Genomic DNA, 16,046 nt, shown 5'->3' with positions numbered 1-16,046 from the left:
TATTTCATGGTTTGAAATCCCTATGATGACTGCCGGATCTTCAATTTTTCTCTGGACGGCAGCTTCATGGTTACGACACACAACCTCGGTTTTCCGCGCATCGGCGCGAAGCGCGAACTCAAGTTCGGTCTCGAGCGCTACTGGAAGGGCGAGTCGTCGCGCGACGCGCTGAAGGCGCTCGGCACCGAGCTGCGTCAGCGCCACTGGCACGACCAGCGCGATCTCGATCTCGCGCCGATCGGCGACTTCGCGTTCTACGACCAGGTGCTCGACATGAGCTTCACGCTCGGTAACCTGCCGAAGCGCGTGCAGGACTTCCACGGCGATGCGCTCGACAACTATTTCCGCGTCGCGCGCGGCCGCTCGGCGCAGTCGGCGGAAGAACACGCCGCATGCTGCGGCGGTGTCGCGGCCGGTGAAATGACGAAGTGGTTCGACACGAACTATCACTACATCGTGCCGGAGTTCCACGCGGACACGAACTTCTCGCTCGACCCGTCGCGCCTGCTGCAGCAACTGGCCGAGGCAAACGCGCAGGGCGTGAACGCGAAGCCGGTGATCCTCGGCCCCGTCACATACCTGTGGCTCGGCAAGGCGAAGGACGAATCCGATCGGCTCGCGCTGCTGCCGAAGCTGCTGCCCGTGTACGGCGCGCTGCTCGACACGCTGACCGCGCAGGGCGTCGAATGGGTGCAGATCGACGAACCGATTCTCGTGGCCGAGCTCGATGCCGAATGGCGCCAGGCGTTCCGTACCGCGTATGCCGCGCTGGAAACGCGCCGCATCAAGGTGTTGCTCGCCACCTACTTCGGCCAGCTTCAGGACAACCTGACGCTCGCTGCCTCGTTGCCGGTCGACGGCCTGCATGTCGACGCGATCAACGCACGCGACGAAATCGACGCACTGGTACGTGAACTGCCGCCCGAGCGCGTGCTGTCGGTGGGCGCGATCAACGGCCGCAACATCTGGAAGACGGACCTGAACGCGACGCTCGACTGGCTCGAACCGCTCGCTCAGCAGCTCGGCGATCGCCTGTGGCTCGCGCCGTCGTGCTCGCTGCTGCACGTGCCGGTCGATTTCGCGAGCGAGGAGAAGCTCGATGCGGAAATCCGCTCGTGGCTTGCGTTCGCGCTGCAGAAACTCGACGAACTGACGGTGCTCGCGACCGCGCTGAACGAAGGCCGCGACAAGGTGGCCGATTCGCTCGCCGCGAATGCCGCCGCGATCGATTCGCGCCGCCGCTCGCCGCGCGTGAACAACCCGGCGGTGAAGGCCGCGATTGCGCGCATCGACGCGCAGCTCGGCAACCGCGTGAGCCCGTACACGCAACGTGCGTCGAAGCAGTCGGCACGACTGAACCTGCCGGCCTTCCCGACGACGACGATCGGTTCGTTCCCGCAGACCGCCGAAATCCGCCAGGCGCGCAGCCAGTTCAAGGCCGGCGCGCTGGACGAGGCCGGCTACCGCACGGCGATGCAGGCCGAGATCGAACGCAGCGTCCGCGAGCAGGAAGCGCTCGAACTCGACGTGCTCGTGCACGGCGAAGCCGAGCGCAACGACATGGTCGAATACTTCGGCGAGCAGCTCGACGGCTACGCATTCAGCCAGTTCGGCTGGGTGCAGTCGTACGGTTCGCGCTGCGTGAAGCCGCCGATCCTGTTCGGCGACATCAGCCGCCCGAAGGCCATGACGGTCGAATGGATCGCGTACGCGCAGTCGCTGACGACCAAGCCGATGAAGGGCATGCTGACCGGCCCCGTGACGATCCTGAACTGGTCGTTCGTGCGCGACGACCAGCCGCGCTCGGTGTCGTGCTACCAGCTCGCGCTCGCGATCCGCGAGGAAGTGCTCGATCTCGAGAAGGCGGGCGTGCGCGTGATCCAGATCGACGAGGCCGCGCTGCGCGAAGGGTTGCCGCTGCGCCGCGTGCAATGGGGCGAGTACCTGAAGTGGGCGGTCGAGTCGTTCCGCATCACCGCGAACGGCGTGCAGGACGAGACGCAGATCCACACGCACATGTGCTATTCGGAGTTCAACGACATCATCGTGTCGATCGCGGACATGGATGCGGACGTGATCACGATCGAGACGTCGCGTTCGGACATGGAGTTGCTCGACGCGTTCGACAACTTCAAGTATCCGAACGAAATCGGGCCGGGCGTGTACGACATCCATTCTCCGAACATCCCGACGCAGGCGCACATCGTCGGCCTGATGAAGAAGGCGGCCGAACGGATTCCGGCGGAACGCCTGTGGGTGAATCCGGATTGCGGCCTGAAGACGCGCCAGTGGGCGGAAGTGATTCCGGCGCTGACGAACATGGTCGCTGCGGCGAAGACATTGCGCAGCCAGGTGCAATAACCTGACGCACGTTGTGCGCCGCCGTCGCGATCGAAAATCGGACGGCAAAAAAACGGCCCGCAGAAGCGGGCCGTTTTGCGTCACGCGTGCACGTGCGTTACGCGGTGCGTGCGGCGCGCGGCAGCGCGTCGTCCTGCTTGCGGGGCGCGCCGACATCGTCGATGCTGACGCGGCGCGAGATCAGCCACACGCACAGCGATGACAGCACGGCCGCACTCATGTACTGGATCGCGAGCGGCCACCATTGCGGCGCGGTGTTCTGCGCGATGATGGTCGCCACCAGCGGCGTGAGGCCGCCGGCGAGCGCGCCGCACACCTGGTATGCGATCGAGATCGCCGTATAGCGGATGCGTGCGACGAAGATGCCGCTCACGAAACCCGCGACGACCGAGTAGTAACCCGATTCCGCGAGCGTCGCGAGGCCGACGCCGACCGTGATCGACACGGGCGTGCCCATGTGCACGAGCGGCAGCATCAGGAACGGGACGATCGCGGCCCATGCGCCGGTGATCAGCAGCACGCGCGTGGTGCCGAAGCGCTGCGCGAGGAACGCGGCCGCGAGTTGCACGACGAACTGCAACACGGCGACGATCGTCATGCAATGCAGCACCATCGACCGGTCGAGCGACAGGAACTGCGTCGCATAGCTGATCATGAAGATGTTGCTGAAATACACGCCGGCGATGCCGTACACGTTCGCGCCGATCGCGAGCAGCAGCAGCGGCCAGTACTTGAGCGCTTCGCGCAGCGGCTTTTGCGCGATGTTGCCGCTCTTCCGGACTTCCTCGAACTCGGGCGACTCGGACACGCTCGCACGGATCACGAAGCCAACGATCAGCAGTACGGAACTTGCGAGGAACGGCACGCGCCAGCCCCAGCTCATCATGTCGTCCTTCGACAGCGTGCTGATCGCGCCGAACGCGAGCATCGACAGGATCAGGCCGCTCGCGCTGCCGAGCTGCGCGAACGACGCGAAGAACGTGCGCTTGCCTTCCGGTGCATGCTCGCCGGCGAGCAGCACCGCGCCGCCCCATTCGCCGCCGACCGCGATACCTTGCAGCACGCGCATCAGCACGAGCAGGATCGGTGCGATCACGCCGGCTTGCGCATGGGTCGGCAGCAGGCCGATCGCGACGGTCGACACGGCCATCAGCATCAGCGTCGCAAGCAGCGAACGCTTGCGGCCGAAGCGGTCGCCGAGATAGCCGAACATCACGCCGCCGAGCGGCCGCGCGAAGAAACCGACCGCGAACGAACCGAACGACGCGAGCAGGCTGATGAAGCGGTTTTCGCCGGGAAAGAACAGCGGCCCGAACACGATGGCGGCGGCGGTCGCGTAGCTATAGAAGTCGTACCACTCGATCGTGGTGCCGACGAACGAAGCGAGCGCCGCCCGCTTCGGTTGCTTGACGGAAGTCCCCATCTTGATGTGTGCTCCTCTGGAATCCTTTGATTTGGAATAGTGTGGGTGCCGGGATCAGTCGCGGTACGCGACGCCCGGCAGCACGCACAGCAACTCGTACGCGAGGTTCGCGCCGAGCAGCGCCGTGGTGCCGAACGGATCGTACGGCGGCGCGACTTCGACGAGATCGCAGCCGACGATGTTCAACCCCTTCGCGCCGCGGATGATCTCGAGCGCCTGCGGCACCGTGAGGCCCGCGATTTCCGGCGTGCCGGTGCCCGGTGCGTAGGCCGGATCGATGCCGTCGATGTCGAAGCTGATGTAGACGGGCGTGTCGCCGACGCGTGCGCGCACTTCTTCCATCAGCGGCGCCAGCGACTTGTTCCAGCATTCCTCGGCCTGGACGACGCGGAAGCCCTGCTCGCGGCACCAGTCGAAATCCTCGGCGGCGTAGCCGGTGCCGCGCAGGCCGATCTGCGTGACCTTGTCGCCGTGCAGCAGGCCTTCCTCGACCGCGCGGCGGAACGGCGTGCCGTGCGCGATCTTTTCGCCCATCATCGTGTCGTTCACGTCGGCGTGTGCATCGACGTGGATCAATGCAACCTTGCCGTGCTTGCGGTGGATCGCGCGCAGGATCGGCAGCGCGATCGTATGGTCGCCGCCGAGCGTGATCGGCTTGCAGTCATGCTCGAGGATCGCGTCGTACGCGGCTTCGATGCGCGAGATCGAATCGTGCAGGTTGTACGGGTTGATCGCGACGTCGCCGATGTCGGCGATCTGCAGCGAATCGAACGGCGCGGCGCGCGTGGCCATGTTGTACGGGCGCAGCAGCACGGATTCCGTGCGGATCTGGCGCGGGCCGAAGCGTGCGCCGGTGCGGTTGGACGTGCCGAGATCGAACGGCACGCCGACGAAGCAGGCGTCGAGGCCTTCGGCGCTCGCCACGTGCGGCAGGCGCATCATCGTCGCGATGCCGCCGCAGCGCGGCATTTCATTGCCGCCGAGCGGCTGGAAATGGGGGTGGTCGTTCATGGGCTGTCTCTTCCGATGTGGGGTTGCCGTATCATGCGACGCGGCTTGGCGCACAGTTTTACGCGCTCCGTCGGGAAAGAAGAATGCGAAGATATCGACGTAAACATCGATTTTCATCGATGTATGGAAGGGGATGAACGTGCTGGGGAATCTGTCGACCCTCGATCTGCGGTTGATCCGCGTGTTTCTCGCGGTCACGGACGCGGGCGGTGTATCGGCCGCGCAGGCCGTGCTGAACGTCGGGCAGTCGACGATCAGCGCGCAGCTGTCGTCGCTGGAGACGCGGCTTGGCTACCGGCTGTGCGAGCGCGGCCGCAGCGGCTTCCGGCTTACGCCGAAGGGCGAACGGTTCCATGCGATGAGCCGCAAACTGCTCGCGGCGCTCGACGAATTCGGGATGGCCGCGCGGCATATGGACCGCCAACTGGTCGGCACGTTGAATATCGGCCTGATCGGCCATACGCCGGTGAGCCAGAATGCGCGGATCGCCGAGGCGATCGCCGCGTTCCGCACGCGCGACGAAGCCGTGCGCTTCTCGATTTCGGTGCGCGCGCCGGGCGATCTGGAGGAGAAGCTGCTGAGCGACGAAATCCAGATCGCGGTCGGCTACTTCTGGCACCGCGTGCCGTCGCTGCATTACACGCCGCTGTTCATCGAGCGCCAGGTCGCGTACTGCGGGCGCGGCCATCCGCTGTTCGACGGCGCCGGCATGCTGACGCCGGCCGACGTCGCGGGCTTCGAATGGGCGTGGCGCTCGTATCCGCTGCCGGAGGCGCAGCTGTCGACGACGCCCGACCGCGTGACCGCGACGGCCGACAACATGGAAGCCGTCGCGCTGCTGATCCTGTCCGGCCACCACCTCGGCTACCTGCCGCAGCACTTCGCGGCGCCGTACGTCGCGCAGGGATTGCTCGCGCCGCTCAACCCGGACGAACTGCGCTACGACGTGACGTTCCACATGGTCGTCGCGCGCAACGGGCGCGGGAATCCGCTGGTGGAAGCGTTTCTCGAGGATCTCGAGCGCGCGCACCAGTCACCCGACGTCGCCTGACGCCGGCACGGCCGGCAAAGTGAACAAGCGTTACGCGCTGGCGCGGCTTGCCGGCCCGCCGCACCTCACGGCACCGGCAAGCCCGCGTCGTGCTTCACCTCGCGCAGCGACAGCGCCGATTCGATCGACGTCACGCCCGGCAGCATCCGCAGCGAGTCGCGCAGGAACGTGCCGTAGTCGTCGAGGTCGCGCGCGACCACCTGCAGCAGGTAGTCGGCCGTGCCGGCGACGTTGTGGCACGCGAGGATCCGCTCGATGCCGAGCACTTCCCGTTCGAACCGGTCGGCGACCTTGCGGTCGTGCGTCGCGAACCGCACGAGCACGAACGCGACGACGCCGAAGCCGAGCGCCTGCCGCGACAGTTGCGCGCGGTAGCGTTCGATGTAGCCGTCGCTTTCGAGCCGCTTGAGGCGCCGCGCGCAAGGCGTCTCGGACAGGCCGACGGATTCGGCGAGCCGCGCGATCGGCAGGCGGCCGTCGCGCTGCACCGCAGCGAGGATCGCGCGGTCGGTTTTGTCGAGCTCGGTCATGTTGGCGGAATCCTTGTTTCAATTCCGTGATTGTGGCGGATTCCCCTACGGATCGCCAATCCAGAGCCAAAGATGGCCAATAATCCCTCCTCCTTCAGCGGCAACATATCGTCATTGAAGGACGGGGGCAGACCATGATTTCCACGCATTTGCTGTTGATTTATCTCGCCGCGCTGGCGGCCATCTATGCGGTGCCGGGGCCTGACATGGCGCTCGTGCTGCAGACCAGCATCGGCCGTGGCGTGCGGCCGGGCATGGCGGCGGCGGCCGGGCTGTCGCTCGCGCGCACCGCGCACGTGACGTTGTCGGCCTGCGGTGTCGCGGCGCTGATCCGCAGCGCGCCGTGGCTGTACGAGGTGATCCGCTACGGCGGCGCGCTCTATCTCGCGTATGTCGCGATCCAGGTGTTCCGCTCGCCGGTGTTCGCGCTCGGCGACAGCGACGCGGCGGCAACGGCCGGCGAGTTGCGCCAGTCGTTCGTGAAGGGGTTGCTGACGAACCTGCTGAACCCGAAGGCGCTGCTGTTCTGCTCGGTGCTGCTGCCGCAGTTCGTGCGGCCCGAGGCAGGGCCGGTCGTCTGGCAGATGTTCGAGCTCGGCGCGCTGCTGGTCGCGGCCGGCGTGTGCTTCGACCTCGCGTGCGTGTTCGGCGCGTCGCGCATCGCGGCGTGGATGCGCGCGCATCCGCTCGCACAGACCGTGCAGCGCTGGACGTTTTCGGCGGCGCTGATCGGGTTCGCGCTGCGCCTTTCAATGGACTGAACGCGGTCGCCGTACCGTTGCCGCGCCGGTCTGCAGCCGCGCGGCAACGAGGCGCCGGTCGCCGCAGGCCGCGTGCAATGCCGGCCTTCACGCGCATCCCTTGCTGCAGAAGGGCGTGCGCGCAAATCGTCTGACTGTTCTAAACTTCCCTTAACTTCGCGCAATCGCGAACCGACTGACCGAACGGAACCGACTTCCGCCGGCTATGTCCGATTTCCTGGCTGTTCCGTGCAACGCGGTACCAAGGAGGGTCTGAACATGGCAAGGCATCTTCACGCCGACCGTGAACCCCGAATCGTCGCCGAGTCCAAGTGCCTCGGCCCGTGCGATCCGGCAGAACGCATCCACGTCACGATCATGTTGCGGCGGCAGGAAGAAGGGCAACTCGATACGTTGGTCCACCAGCTCGCCACAGGCGACACACAGGCGAAACCGCTGTCGCGCGAAGCGTTCGCGCAGCGTTTCTCCGCCAATCCCGACGACATCCGCAAGACCGAGGACTTCGCGCGCCATCACCAGCTCGCGGTCGATCGCGTCGATCCGGTCGAGAGCGTCGTCGTGCTGTCGGGCACGATCAAGCAGTTCGAGGCCGCATTCGGCGTCACGCTCGAGCGTTTCGAGCATCGGTCGATCGGCCAGTATCGCGGCCGCTCGGGCCCGATCGCGCTACCCGACGATCTCGGCGACGCCGTCACGGCCGTGCTCGGCCTCGACAGCCGCCCGCAGGCGCGGCCGCATTTCCGGCTGCGTCCGCCATTCCGGCCCGCGCGCGGCGGCGCGGCAGGCGTCACGTTCACACCGGTCCAGCTGGCGTCGCTGTACGGCTTTCCGGCCGGCGACGGCGCCGGCCAATGCATCGCGATCGTCGAACTCGGCGGCGGCTATCGCGCGGCCGATATCCAGCAGTATTTCCACGGGCTCGGGATCACGACGCCGCCGACGCTCGTCGACGTGAACGTCGGCACCGGTCGCAACACGCCGACCGGCGACCCGAACGGCCCGGACGGCGAAGTCGCGCTCGACATCGAGATCGCCGGTGCGATCGCGCCGGCCGCGAAGATCGCCGTCTACTTCGCGTCGAACAGCGACGCGGGCTTCATCCAGGCCGTCAATGCGGCCGTCAGCGACACGACCAACAAGCCGTCGGTGATCTCGATCAGCTGGGGCGGCCCGGAAGCGACGTGGCAGGCGCAGTCGGCGCAGGCGTTCAACCGCGTGCTGCAGGCGGCCGCCGCGCAGGGCATCACCGTATGCGCGGCGTCGGGCGACAGCGGGTCGGGCGACGGGCTGCAGGACGGCGCCGATCACGTCGACTTCCCCGCGTCGAGCCCGTACGTGCTCGGCTGCGGCGGCACGCAGCTCGACGCGCTGCCGGGGCAGGGCATCCGCAGCGAGGTCACGTGGAACGACGAGGCGGCCGGCGGCGGCGCGGGCGGCGGCGGTGTCAGCACGCTGTTCGACGTGCCGGCGTGGCAGCAGGGGCTCGCGGTCACGCTCGCCGACGGCAGCCGCACGCCGCTCGCGAAACGCGGCGTACCCGATGTGGCCGGCGATGCGTCGCCGCAGACGGGCTACGAGGTATCGGTCGCCGGCACGGCTACCGTGATGGGCGGCACGAGCGCGGTTGCGCCGCTGTGGGCCGCGCTGATCGCGCGGATCAATGCGGCGGCCGGCGCATCGGCCGGTTGGGTCAATCCGGTGCTGTACAAGAATCCGGGCGCGTTGCGCGACATCACGAAAGGATCGAACGGCACCTATGCGGCTGCGTCGGGCTGGGACGCGTGCACGGGTCTCGGCAGCCCGAACGGCGCGCAGCTCGCCACGATCCTCGCGCGCAAGCCGTCGAGCTGACGCGCGGACATACGCCTTTCCGTTCGACGCGGGTGTCCTGCCCGCGTCTTTTTTCACCTCCAGGAGCAGCACGATGGGCATCGATTCCGCATCTTCCGGCGGCGTGTATCCGCTGCATCACGGCGACCACAATTCACATGGCGTGCCGCCGACCATCAACCCGGTCGCGCTGAGCCACGGCCGCGACCAGCCGTTCTTCGATCCGGTGGCATACGGCAACGGTCCCGACGATTCGGTGACCGACACGACCGAGTCGGCCGCGATCACGCATCACACGATCCTGATCGACGGCAAGCGCCTCGCGTACACGGCGACGGCCGGCCACCTCGTGACGGTCGACCCGAGCAGTTCGCAACCGGCCGCGAAGATCTTCTACGTCGCGTTCACGGCCGACGGCGCGAAGGAAGAAACGCGCCCGGTGACGTTCTTCTACAACGGCGGCCCCGGTTCGTCGTCGGTGTTCGTGCTGCTCGGCTCGTTCGCGCCGAAGCGCATCAAGACGTCGATGCCGGGTTTCACGCCGCCCGCGCCATACCAGATGGAAGACAACCCGGACAGCATGATCGACCACAGCGATCTCGTGTTCATCAACCCGGTCGGCACCGGCTATTCGGCGGCCGTCGCGCCGAACAAGAACCGCAACTTCTGGGGCGTCGACCAGGATGCGGATTCGCTGAAGCAGTTCATCAAGCGCTACCTGACCAAGAACAACCGCTGGAATTCGCCGAAATACCTGTTCGGCGAATCGTACGGCACCGCGCGCAGCTGCGTGCTCGCGTACAAGCTGCACGAGGACGGGGTCGACCTGAACGGCGTCACGCTGCAGTCGTCGATCCTCGACTACCGGCAGGCCGGCAACCCGGTCGGCGCGTTGCCGACCGCCGCGGCCGACGCGTGGTACCACAAGAAGCTCGGCGTCACGCCGGCGCCGGCCGATCTCGGCGCGTTCGTCGAGGAAGTCGCGCAGTTCTCGCGCACCGACTACCTGAACGCGTTGCGCACGGTGCCGCATGCGGACCCGGCCGCCGTGCAGAAACTGTCGCAGTACACGGGCATCGACCCGGCGACGCTGCAGTCGTGGAGCCTCAACATCGCGGGCTACGACGCGCGCGGCAATTCGCTGTTCCTGACGACGCTGCTGCATGCGCAGGGGCTCGCGCTCGGCTCGTACGACGGCCGCGTGACCGGGATCTCGTCGGGTATCGCCGGCAAGATCGACCCGAACTCGGGCGGCAACGATCCGACGATGACGGCCGTGACGGGCGTCTATACGGCGATGTGGAACAGCTACCTGAACGAGCAGCTGAAGTTCACGTCGAATTCCGCGTTCACCGACCTGAACGACCAGGCGTTCCAGAACTGGGATTTCAGCCATATCGACCCGACCGGCGCGCAGCAGGGCATCGATGCGCAGGGGAACGTGATTCTCTACACGGCCGGCGATCTCGCCGCGGTGATGGCGCTGAACGTCGACCTGAAGGTGCTGTCGGCGAACGGCTTCTACGATTTCGTCACGCCGTTCTACCAGACCGTGATCGACCTGCAGCAGATGCCGCTCGAGGATCAGAAGGTGCGGCAGAACCTGTCCGCGCGTTTCTATCCGTCGGGGCACATGGTGTATCTCGACGGCGGTTCGCGTACCGCGCTCAAGCGCGATCTCGCGACGATGTACGACGCGACGGTCAGCGATACGGGCGCGCGGATGAGGATTCGCGCATTGCAGGCGAAGAAGACGGGCGGGCACGCATAGCGTTGCCCGCCGTCGGTGTGCCGCGCGCAGCCGAGACGGCTCGCGCGGCGGTATTTCAGCGGCAGTGGCCGGCTTACGCGGCCGGCCAGTCGAACATCGTGTACGGCAGCGCGCGCTTGTGGCGCGAGCCGTCGTAGAAGCGCAGCACCGTTTCGTACACGTGGTCGCTGACCGGCTTGCCTTCGAGGAAATCGTCGATCTCGTCGTAGCTCACGCCGTACGCGTGCTCGTCGGGGCGCAGCGGGCGCAGTTCCTCGAGGTCGGCCGTCGGCACCTTCATCACGATCAGTTCCTCGCCGCCGAGCGCACGCGCGACCGCGCGCACGCGACGCTTGTTCAGGCCCGCGAGCGGCAGGATGTCCGCGCCGCCGTCGCCGAACTTCGTGAAGAAACCCATCAGCGATTCAGCGGCGTGATCGGTGCCGATCACGATGCCGCGCTGCGCGCCGGCCACCGCGTACTGCGCGATCATGCGCTCCCGCGCCTTGATGTTGCCGTGCACGAAATCCTGCTGCGCGGGGGTGTCGAATACGTGGCCGGCTGCGGCCAGCGAGCCGAGCATCGCATCGGCGGCCGGCTTCACGTCGACCGTCAGCACCTCGTCCGCACGGACGAACGCGAGCGCGCGCTGCGCGTCGGCTTCGTCGTTCTGCACGCCGTTCGGCAAGCGCATCGCGATGAAGCGCGCATCGTAGCCGTCGGCGCGCAGGCGCTCGACCGACAGTTGCGCGAGCCGGCCGGCAGTCGACGAATCGACGCCGCCGCTGATGCCGAGCACATAGGTCCGCAGGCCGGTCGAACGCAGGTATTGCGCGAGGAACTCGACGCGGCGGGCGATCTCGGCCTCGGCGTCGAAGTGCGGGGCGACGTTCAGTTCGGCAATGATCGCGCGTTGGCGGCTGGCGTAATCGGCGGATGTCATGAAGGAAGTTCCGGAACGAAATGCAAGGCGCCCATCATAAGCGCAATCGTGGCGCGCCGCCGCGCCGGGCATGCGTTCCGGCGGTTTCGCGTTGCTTCGACGAGACGCGCTGCATCGCCGTGGTGCACGGTGCGCCGGGCGGGTGCAGGATGCCGCATGAAGGGCATCCGTGCGCAGGGCATCGATGCAAGCGAGGGCCGGATGGCCGGCGTCAGCGTCGTGCGAGCACGACGCCCACCAGCGCGAGCGCGAAGCCGGCGAGCTGGATCGCCGCGAGCGTTTCGCCGAACAGCCAGTAACCCTGCAGCGCGGCGAGCGGCGGCGCGAGGAACAGCAGCGACGTCGCGCGCGCCGCGTTGCCGCGCCGCAGCATCCACATCAGCATCGTGACCGCGCCGCCCGACAGGAACACGACGCCCCACACGAGCGACACCCACAGCGCCGGCGCGCCGATCCAGCGCGTTTCATGAAGCAGCACGACGAAGACGGCCGCGACGATCGCCGCGCCGAAATTCTGTACGGCGACCGCGGTGCGCAGGTCGCTCTGCGCGAGCTTGCCTTTCTGGTACAGCGAACCGGCCGTGATCGACCCGACCGCCAGCACCGACACGGCGACGACGAGCCAAGCAGGTGCCGCACCCGGCGGGGGCGCGACGCCGCCCGTGACCTTCGGCGCCAGCACGAGCGCGACGCCGGCGAGCCCGAGCGCCATCCCGAACCAGCCGCGCCTGGGCAGGCGCTCGTTGAACAGCGGGACGGCCAGCACGGCGGTGGCGAGCGGCTGCAGCGCGCCGAGCAGCGCCATGACCCCCGCGTTCAACCCTTGCGCGACGGCCCAGTAGCTCGCGCCGAGATAGACGCCCTGCAGCAGCGCGCCCGCGATCAGGTGACGCGGCCATTCGCGGCGGGCCGGCCACGGTGCGCGCGCGACGAGCGCCACGACGCCGAACAGCGCGGCCGTACCCGCGAAACGGGCGAGCAGGAACAGGTTGGGATCGGCGTAGGGCTTGATTGCCCGCGCAACGATGAAGCCGGTGGACCACAGCGCGACGAACGCGGCAGCGACGATCGAGGTAAGCATGCGTGACGGGCCGCGAGGCGGCCGGGCAGAATCGGGAAGTCGGCCAGTATCGGGGGAAGCGGTGCCGGCGTCTTGTCGAATCCTGCACTCGTGCCGCGCGATGCGTGGCGGTGCCGGCGATCATTGCGCGTCGGACGCGCGGGGCGGAGGGAACGGGTGCCGCGCCGCTCGATGCGGCACGGGCGGGTGCGAAGCCGCGGCGATCAGCCGAATCAGTCGATCGAGAACGTGTCGAGCGGCTGGTTGGCGCGCGCGTCGGTCGCGAAGCGTGCGGCGAGCTGTTCGTAGAGCCGGCGTGCTTCGTCGAGCGTCAGGTCGATCCAGTACGGATCGCCGGCTGCGTCGTTGAGGCGTTCCGGCGGAAACTGGATTTCGATCACACTGCCTTTGCGATACATGGCGCGAGCCCCTTTGCTTGGTCGTTCGGCGAAGCGCAAAGTGTAGCAACCGGCGCCGCGCCGATTCGCGCGCGTGAGGCAATACAGAATTTCGCTTTCGGGAAACGCGGCCGGTTCCGTTTCCCGCCGCCGTCAAATGCCGGTCAAACGTCCGTAATACAATGGCCGGCTTACCCATTACCAGTCGCCTCGGGCGCACACGCGATGCTGGCGGAACAACGTCATCAATACATCCTGTCGGAGCTCGGACGGTCGGGCGCGCTGTCGGTCGCGGAACTCGTCCGTTCGCTCGACGTGTCGCGCGAAACGGTGCGGCGCGACCTGAACGCGCTGGCCGCGCGCGGCCTGCTCGTGATGACGCACGGCGGCGCACTGGCCGCGGATCGCCGCGAGCCGAGCCTGTCCGAGCGCGAAGCCGCGAATGCCGAAGCGAAGCGCACGATCGGGCGGCGCGCGGCCGAATTCGTGCCCGACGATGCATCGGTGCTGATCGATTCGGGCAGCACGCCGCATGCGGTCGCGCTGGCGCTCGCCGACCGGCACCGGCTGTCGATCTACACGAACGACTGGCGTACCGCGTTCGTGCTCGCGCGGCGCAACGGCAACCGCGTGACGCTGCTCGGCGGCGAGCTGTCCGACGACGAGGACGCGACCTTCGGGCTCGACACGATTCACCAGCTCGCGCAATACCACGTCGATTTCGCGTTCGTCGGCGCGGGCGGCATCACGCCCGACGGTGAATGCACCGACTACTCGCGGCTCGCGGCCGAGGTGCGCAGCCGGATGATCGCGGCGGCCGGCACGGCGATCATCGTCGCCGACCATTCGAAATTCGGCCGCGTGACGCCGGTGCGGATCAACGGCACGGCCGCCGCCCGCTATCTGGTGACCGAGCGCGCGCCCGACAAGGTCGTGCGCCGCGCGCTGACCGCGCGCGGGATCGAACTGCTCGTGTGCGACTGACGCGCGTCCGACATACAAGGTTCACCGAACCGTCATCCCGCGGGAAGAACCGCCGTCAACACTGACTCATTCACCTCGACCGGCCGCCAGGCCAGGGAGCAACGAATGACCGTCAGCGTGCGCAGCTATCTTTCCCCCACCCTGGTCCTGCTGGCCTTCGACTGGCCCGATGCGGCGTCGCGGTCCGATTTCCTCGGCTTCGCGATCCGGCGCACACCGGGCTTCTGGTCGGCCGACGGCAAGACGCGTGCGCCGGACAGCTGGCTGCCGAACCGCCTGACGTTCGACGGTCCGGCAGCCGACACGCAGGGCGATGCGCCGACCGACCAGGCGCCGATCCAGAAATTCATGTGGTGGGATGCGCGCATCGATCCCCAGGACCGCGATGCGTCATTTCGCTACGACGTCTATCCGGTCGTCGGCACGCCGGCGAACCTGCAGGTGCTCGACGCGGAAGGCGGCGTATGCGATGTCGTGCTGCCCGCGCATATCGAGGACGGCATCGGCACGTGGTTCAACCGCGCGGTGGTGAGCTCGCAGGCGTTCGCGAAGCAGGTCGCGGCGCTGGGCCTCGCGCCGAACGCGGCGCCGAGCGACGCGCAGGCGCTGAAGCTGCGCACGTGGCTCGCGAACGACATGGAGCAGGTGTTCGCGGAGATGCTCGATCCGGCTTCGCGCGCGGCGTCGGCCGTCTATCACCTCACCGACACGCTGTGGGCGCTGCCCGCGTTCGAGGCGTTCGGGCGCCAGCATGGCGAAGCGTCGCTCGCGATCGTCTACGACGCGCACACGACGTCGCGCAAGGGCAAGCCGCCGCTGCCGTCGCCGAACCAGCCGGCCGTCGACGCGCTGCAGGGCCTCGCGACGCGCGCGCCGCGCGACAAGACGCACATCATGCACGACAAGTTCATCGTGACCGATGCGCCGTCGAATCCGGCGCCCGCGCGCGTGCTGACCGGTTCCGCGAACTTCACGACCGAAGGGCTGACCGAGCAGGCCAACGTGCTGCACGCGTTCGACTTGTCCGCGCTCGCCGCGCTGTACAACGACCGCGCGCATGCGCTGGCCGGGAATCCGTCGATCGCGGAGACGGCGAAGCTGACGTCGGGCTGGTCCGAGCCGATGACGATCGGCAGCGCGCAGGTGCGTGTCGCGTTTTCGCCGGAGCCGGCGGGGCAGCGTACGGAGATCGACACGATCGTCGCCGCGATTGCGGCCGCGAAGCATTCGGTGTCGTTCTGCCTGTTCATGCCGACCGACGCGGCGCTGCGCGATGCCTGTTTCGCGGCCGGCGACCGCGGGCTGATGATGTTCGGGCTGGTGAACAAGATCAACGTCGGCAGCGCGACGAAGGCCGATACGGCGCAGCTGGCCGGCCAGACGCTCGATGCGGCGACGCTCGCGAACCTCGAGCTGTACCACCGCAGCCGCGACAATCACGACGTGATCGATGCCGCGTATTTCTCGCCGGCCACCGTGCCGCAGGGTTTCACGCCGGAACTGCGGCTCTTTCCGGGCGAGCCGGCGCCGGCCTTTCCGCCCGTCGTGATCCACCACAAGTTCATCGTGATCGATGCGGAAGGCGCGAATCCGGTCGTCTATACGGGCTCGGCGAACATGAGCCGCAATTCGGAGCAGTACAACGACGAGAACCTGCTCGAGATTCGCGACAAGCGGATCGCGGCGATCTATCTCGCGGAATTCCTGCGGCTCTACGAGCACTATCGCGCGCGGGCGCTGGCGATCAATGCGCAGCAGCACGGCACGGACGCGGGCACGGGCGCGCATGCACGGCTCGCGCTCGCACCCGATTCGAGCTGGGCGAAGAAGTATTACGTGGCGGGAAGCCCGGAAGAGAAGGCGCGGATCGCACTGGCGTCGACCGCACCGGCGGACTGACTTGCCGAAGTGCGAGGGGCACGGATGGTGCGTGCCCCGGGTTGC

General features: G+C 67.6%; 13 protein-coding genes. 7 read left to right on the top strand and 6 right to left on the bottom strand.

Features of this window, described 5'->3' with window-relative positions; genetic code table 11:
• Positions 1-66: 66 nt before the first annotated feature.
• Entirely contained in the window at positions 67-2,361 is a 2,295-nt protein-coding gene (metE, locus tag OHZ10_RS32625; protein ID WP_342705393.1) for a 5-methyltetrahydropteroyltriglutamate--homocysteine S-methyltransferase, read from the top strand.
• A 97-nt stretch (positions 2,362-2,458) separates the two neighbouring features.
• Here metE and OHZ10_RS32620 read toward each other — a convergent pair whose 3' ends face one another.
• Together OHZ10_RS32620 and speB are read right to left on the bottom strand one after the other, a co-directional pair.
• Positions 2,459-3,784: an MFS transporter gene (locus OHZ10_RS32620; protein ID WP_174994206.1), complete on the bottom strand. Its 1,326-nt coding sequence runs from the start codon at positions 3,782-3,784 to the stop codon at positions 2,459-2,461.
• A gap of 54 nt (positions 3,785-3,838) precedes the next feature.
• Positions 3,839-4,795, bottom strand: coding sequence for an agmatinase (speB, locus tag OHZ10_RS32615; protein ID WP_059238910.1), 957 nt, complete (start codon positions 4,793-4,795; stop codon positions 3,839-3,841).
• A 139-nt stretch (positions 4,796-4,934) separates the two neighbouring features.
• Between speB and OHZ10_RS32610 the strand changes: the two genes are divergently transcribed.
• Positions 4,935-5,846 (top strand): LysR family transcriptional regulator, encoded by a 912-nt coding sequence (locus OHZ10_RS32610; RefSeq protein WP_059240900.1) that lies wholly within the window; start codon positions 4,935-4,937, stop codon positions 5,844-5,846.
• A gap of 65 nt (positions 5,847-5,911) precedes the next feature.
• Here the strand turns inward: OHZ10_RS32610 and OHZ10_RS32605 are convergent, their stop codons facing one another.
• Positions 5,912-6,376 carry an Lrp/AsnC family transcriptional regulator gene (locus OHZ10_RS32605; RefSeq protein WP_059238912.1) on the bottom strand — a complete coding sequence of 155 codons (465 nt, stop codon included), beginning with the start codon at positions 6,374-6,376 and terminating at the stop codon, positions 5,912-5,914.
• Between the two features lie 134 nt (positions 6,377-6,510).
• Between OHZ10_RS32605 and OHZ10_RS32600 the strand changes: the two genes are divergently transcribed.
• From OHZ10_RS32600 to OHZ10_RS32590, 3 genes are all read left to right on the top strand, one after another.
• On the top strand, positions 6,511-7,137 hold the full coding sequence (locus OHZ10_RS32600; RefSeq protein WP_059238914.1) for a LysE family translocator: 627 nt from the start codon (positions 6,511-6,513) through the stop codon (positions 7,135-7,137).
• 258 nt (positions 7,138-7,395) lie between these two features.
• Positions 7,396-8,988, top strand: a complete 1,593-nt coding sequence (locus OHZ10_RS32595) for a S53 family peptidase (RefSeq protein ID WP_059238916.1) — start codon at positions 7,396-7,398, stop codon at positions 8,986-8,988.
• 73 nt (positions 8,989-9,061) lie between these two features.
• The gene (locus OHZ10_RS32590; protein WP_174994205.1) at positions 9,062-10,738 is read left to right on the top strand and encodes a S10 family peptidase; all 1,677 of its coding nucleotides are present in this window, start codon (positions 9,062-9,064) and stop codon (positions 10,736-10,738) included.
• Between the two features lie 73 nt (positions 10,739-10,811).
• Here the strand turns inward: OHZ10_RS32590 and nadE are convergent, their stop codons facing one another.
• The 3 genes from nadE to OHZ10_RS32575 form a co-directional block, all read right to left on the bottom strand.
• Positions 10,812-11,660, bottom strand: a complete 849-nt coding sequence (gene nadE / locus OHZ10_RS32585) for an ammonia-dependent NAD(+) synthetase (RefSeq protein ID WP_256087153.1) — start codon at positions 11,658-11,660, stop codon at positions 10,812-10,814.
• Positions 11,661-11,871: 211 nt separating this feature from the next.
• Complete coding sequence (locus OHZ10_RS32580) at positions 11,872-12,741, bottom strand: DMT family transporter (RefSeq protein ID WP_174994203.1); 870 nt, start codon at positions 12,739-12,741, stop codon at positions 11,872-11,874.
• Positions 12,742-12,953: 212 nt separating this feature from the next.
• On the bottom strand, positions 12,954-13,139 hold the full coding sequence (locus tag OHZ10_RS32575; RefSeq protein WP_006480515.1) for a hypothetical protein: 186 nt from the start codon (positions 13,137-13,139) through the stop codon (positions 12,954-12,956).
• Positions 13,140-13,343: 204 nt separating this feature from the next.
• Between OHZ10_RS32575 and OHZ10_RS32570 the strand changes: the two genes are divergently transcribed.
• Both OHZ10_RS32570 and OHZ10_RS32565 read left to right on the top strand, forming a co-directional pair.
• A complete protein-coding gene (locus OHZ10_RS32570) occupies positions 13,344-14,102 on the top strand; it encodes a DeoR/GlpR family DNA-binding transcription regulator (RefSeq protein ID WP_342705392.1) in 759 nt (252 codons plus the stop codon).
• A 105-nt stretch (positions 14,103-14,207) separates the two neighbouring features.
• The gene (locus OHZ10_RS32565) at positions 14,208-16,001 is read left to right on the top strand and encodes a phospholipase D-like domain-containing protein (protein ID WP_342705391.1); all 1,794 of its coding nucleotides are present in this window, start codon (positions 14,208-14,210) and stop codon (positions 15,999-16,001) included.
• The last annotated feature ends 45 nt before the right edge of the window (positions 16,002-16,046 follow it).

It is taken from the genome of Burkholderia arboris (assembly GCF_038723655.1).
GTDB lineage: Bacteria > Pseudomonadota > Gammaproteobacteria > Burkholderiales > Burkholderiaceae > Burkholderia > Burkholderia arboris.
Note: the sequence above shows the minus strand (reverse complement) of the source record. Positions and strands in the feature narration are given on the sequence as shown.

Bases quoted from the DNA above. Each gene is read 5' to 3' on its own strand.
- metE (WP_342705393.1), top strand. From the start codon at position 67: ATGGTTACGACACACAACCTCGGTTTTCCGCGCATCGGCGCGAAGCGC.
- OHZ10_RS32620 (WP_174994206.1), bottom strand. From the start codon at position 3,784: ATGGGGACTTCCGTCAAGCAACCGAAGCGGGCGGCGCTCGCTTCGTTC.
- speB (WP_059238910.1), bottom strand. From the start codon at position 4,795: ATGAACGACCACCCCCATTTCCAGCCGCTCGGCGGCAATGAAATGCCG.
- OHZ10_RS32605 (WP_059238912.1), bottom strand. From the start codon at position 6,376: ATGACCGAGCTCGACAAAACCGACCGCGCGATCCTCGCTGCGGTGCAG.
- OHZ10_RS32600 (WP_059238914.1), top strand. From the start codon at position 6,511: ATGATTTCCACGCATTTGCTGTTGATTTATCTCGCCGCGCTGGCGGCC.
- OHZ10_RS32595 (WP_059238916.1), top strand. From the start codon at position 7,396: ATGGCAAGGCATCTTCACGCCGACCGTGAACCCCGAATCGTCGCCGAG.
- OHZ10_RS32590 (WP_174994205.1), top strand. From the start codon at position 9,062: ATGGGCATCGATTCCGCATCTTCCGGCGGCGTGTATCCGCTGCATCAC.
- nadE (WP_256087153.1), bottom strand. From the start codon at position 11,660: ATGACATCCGCCGATTACGCCAGCCGCCAACGCGCGATCATTGCCGAA.
- OHZ10_RS32580 (WP_174994203.1), bottom strand. From the start codon at position 12,741: ATGCTTACCTCGATCGTCGCTGCCGCGTTCGTCGCGCTGTGGTCCACC.
- OHZ10_RS32575 (WP_006480515.1), bottom strand. From the start codon at position 13,139: ATGTATCGCAAAGGCAGTGTGATCGAAATCCAGTTTCCGCCGGAACGC.
- OHZ10_RS32570 (WP_342705392.1), top strand. From the start codon at position 13,344: ATGCTGGCGGAACAACGTCATCAATACATCCTGTCGGAGCTCGGACGG.
- OHZ10_RS32565 (WP_342705391.1), top strand. From the start codon at position 14,208: ATGACCGTCAGCGTGCGCAGCTATCTTTCCCCCACCCTGGTCCTGCTG.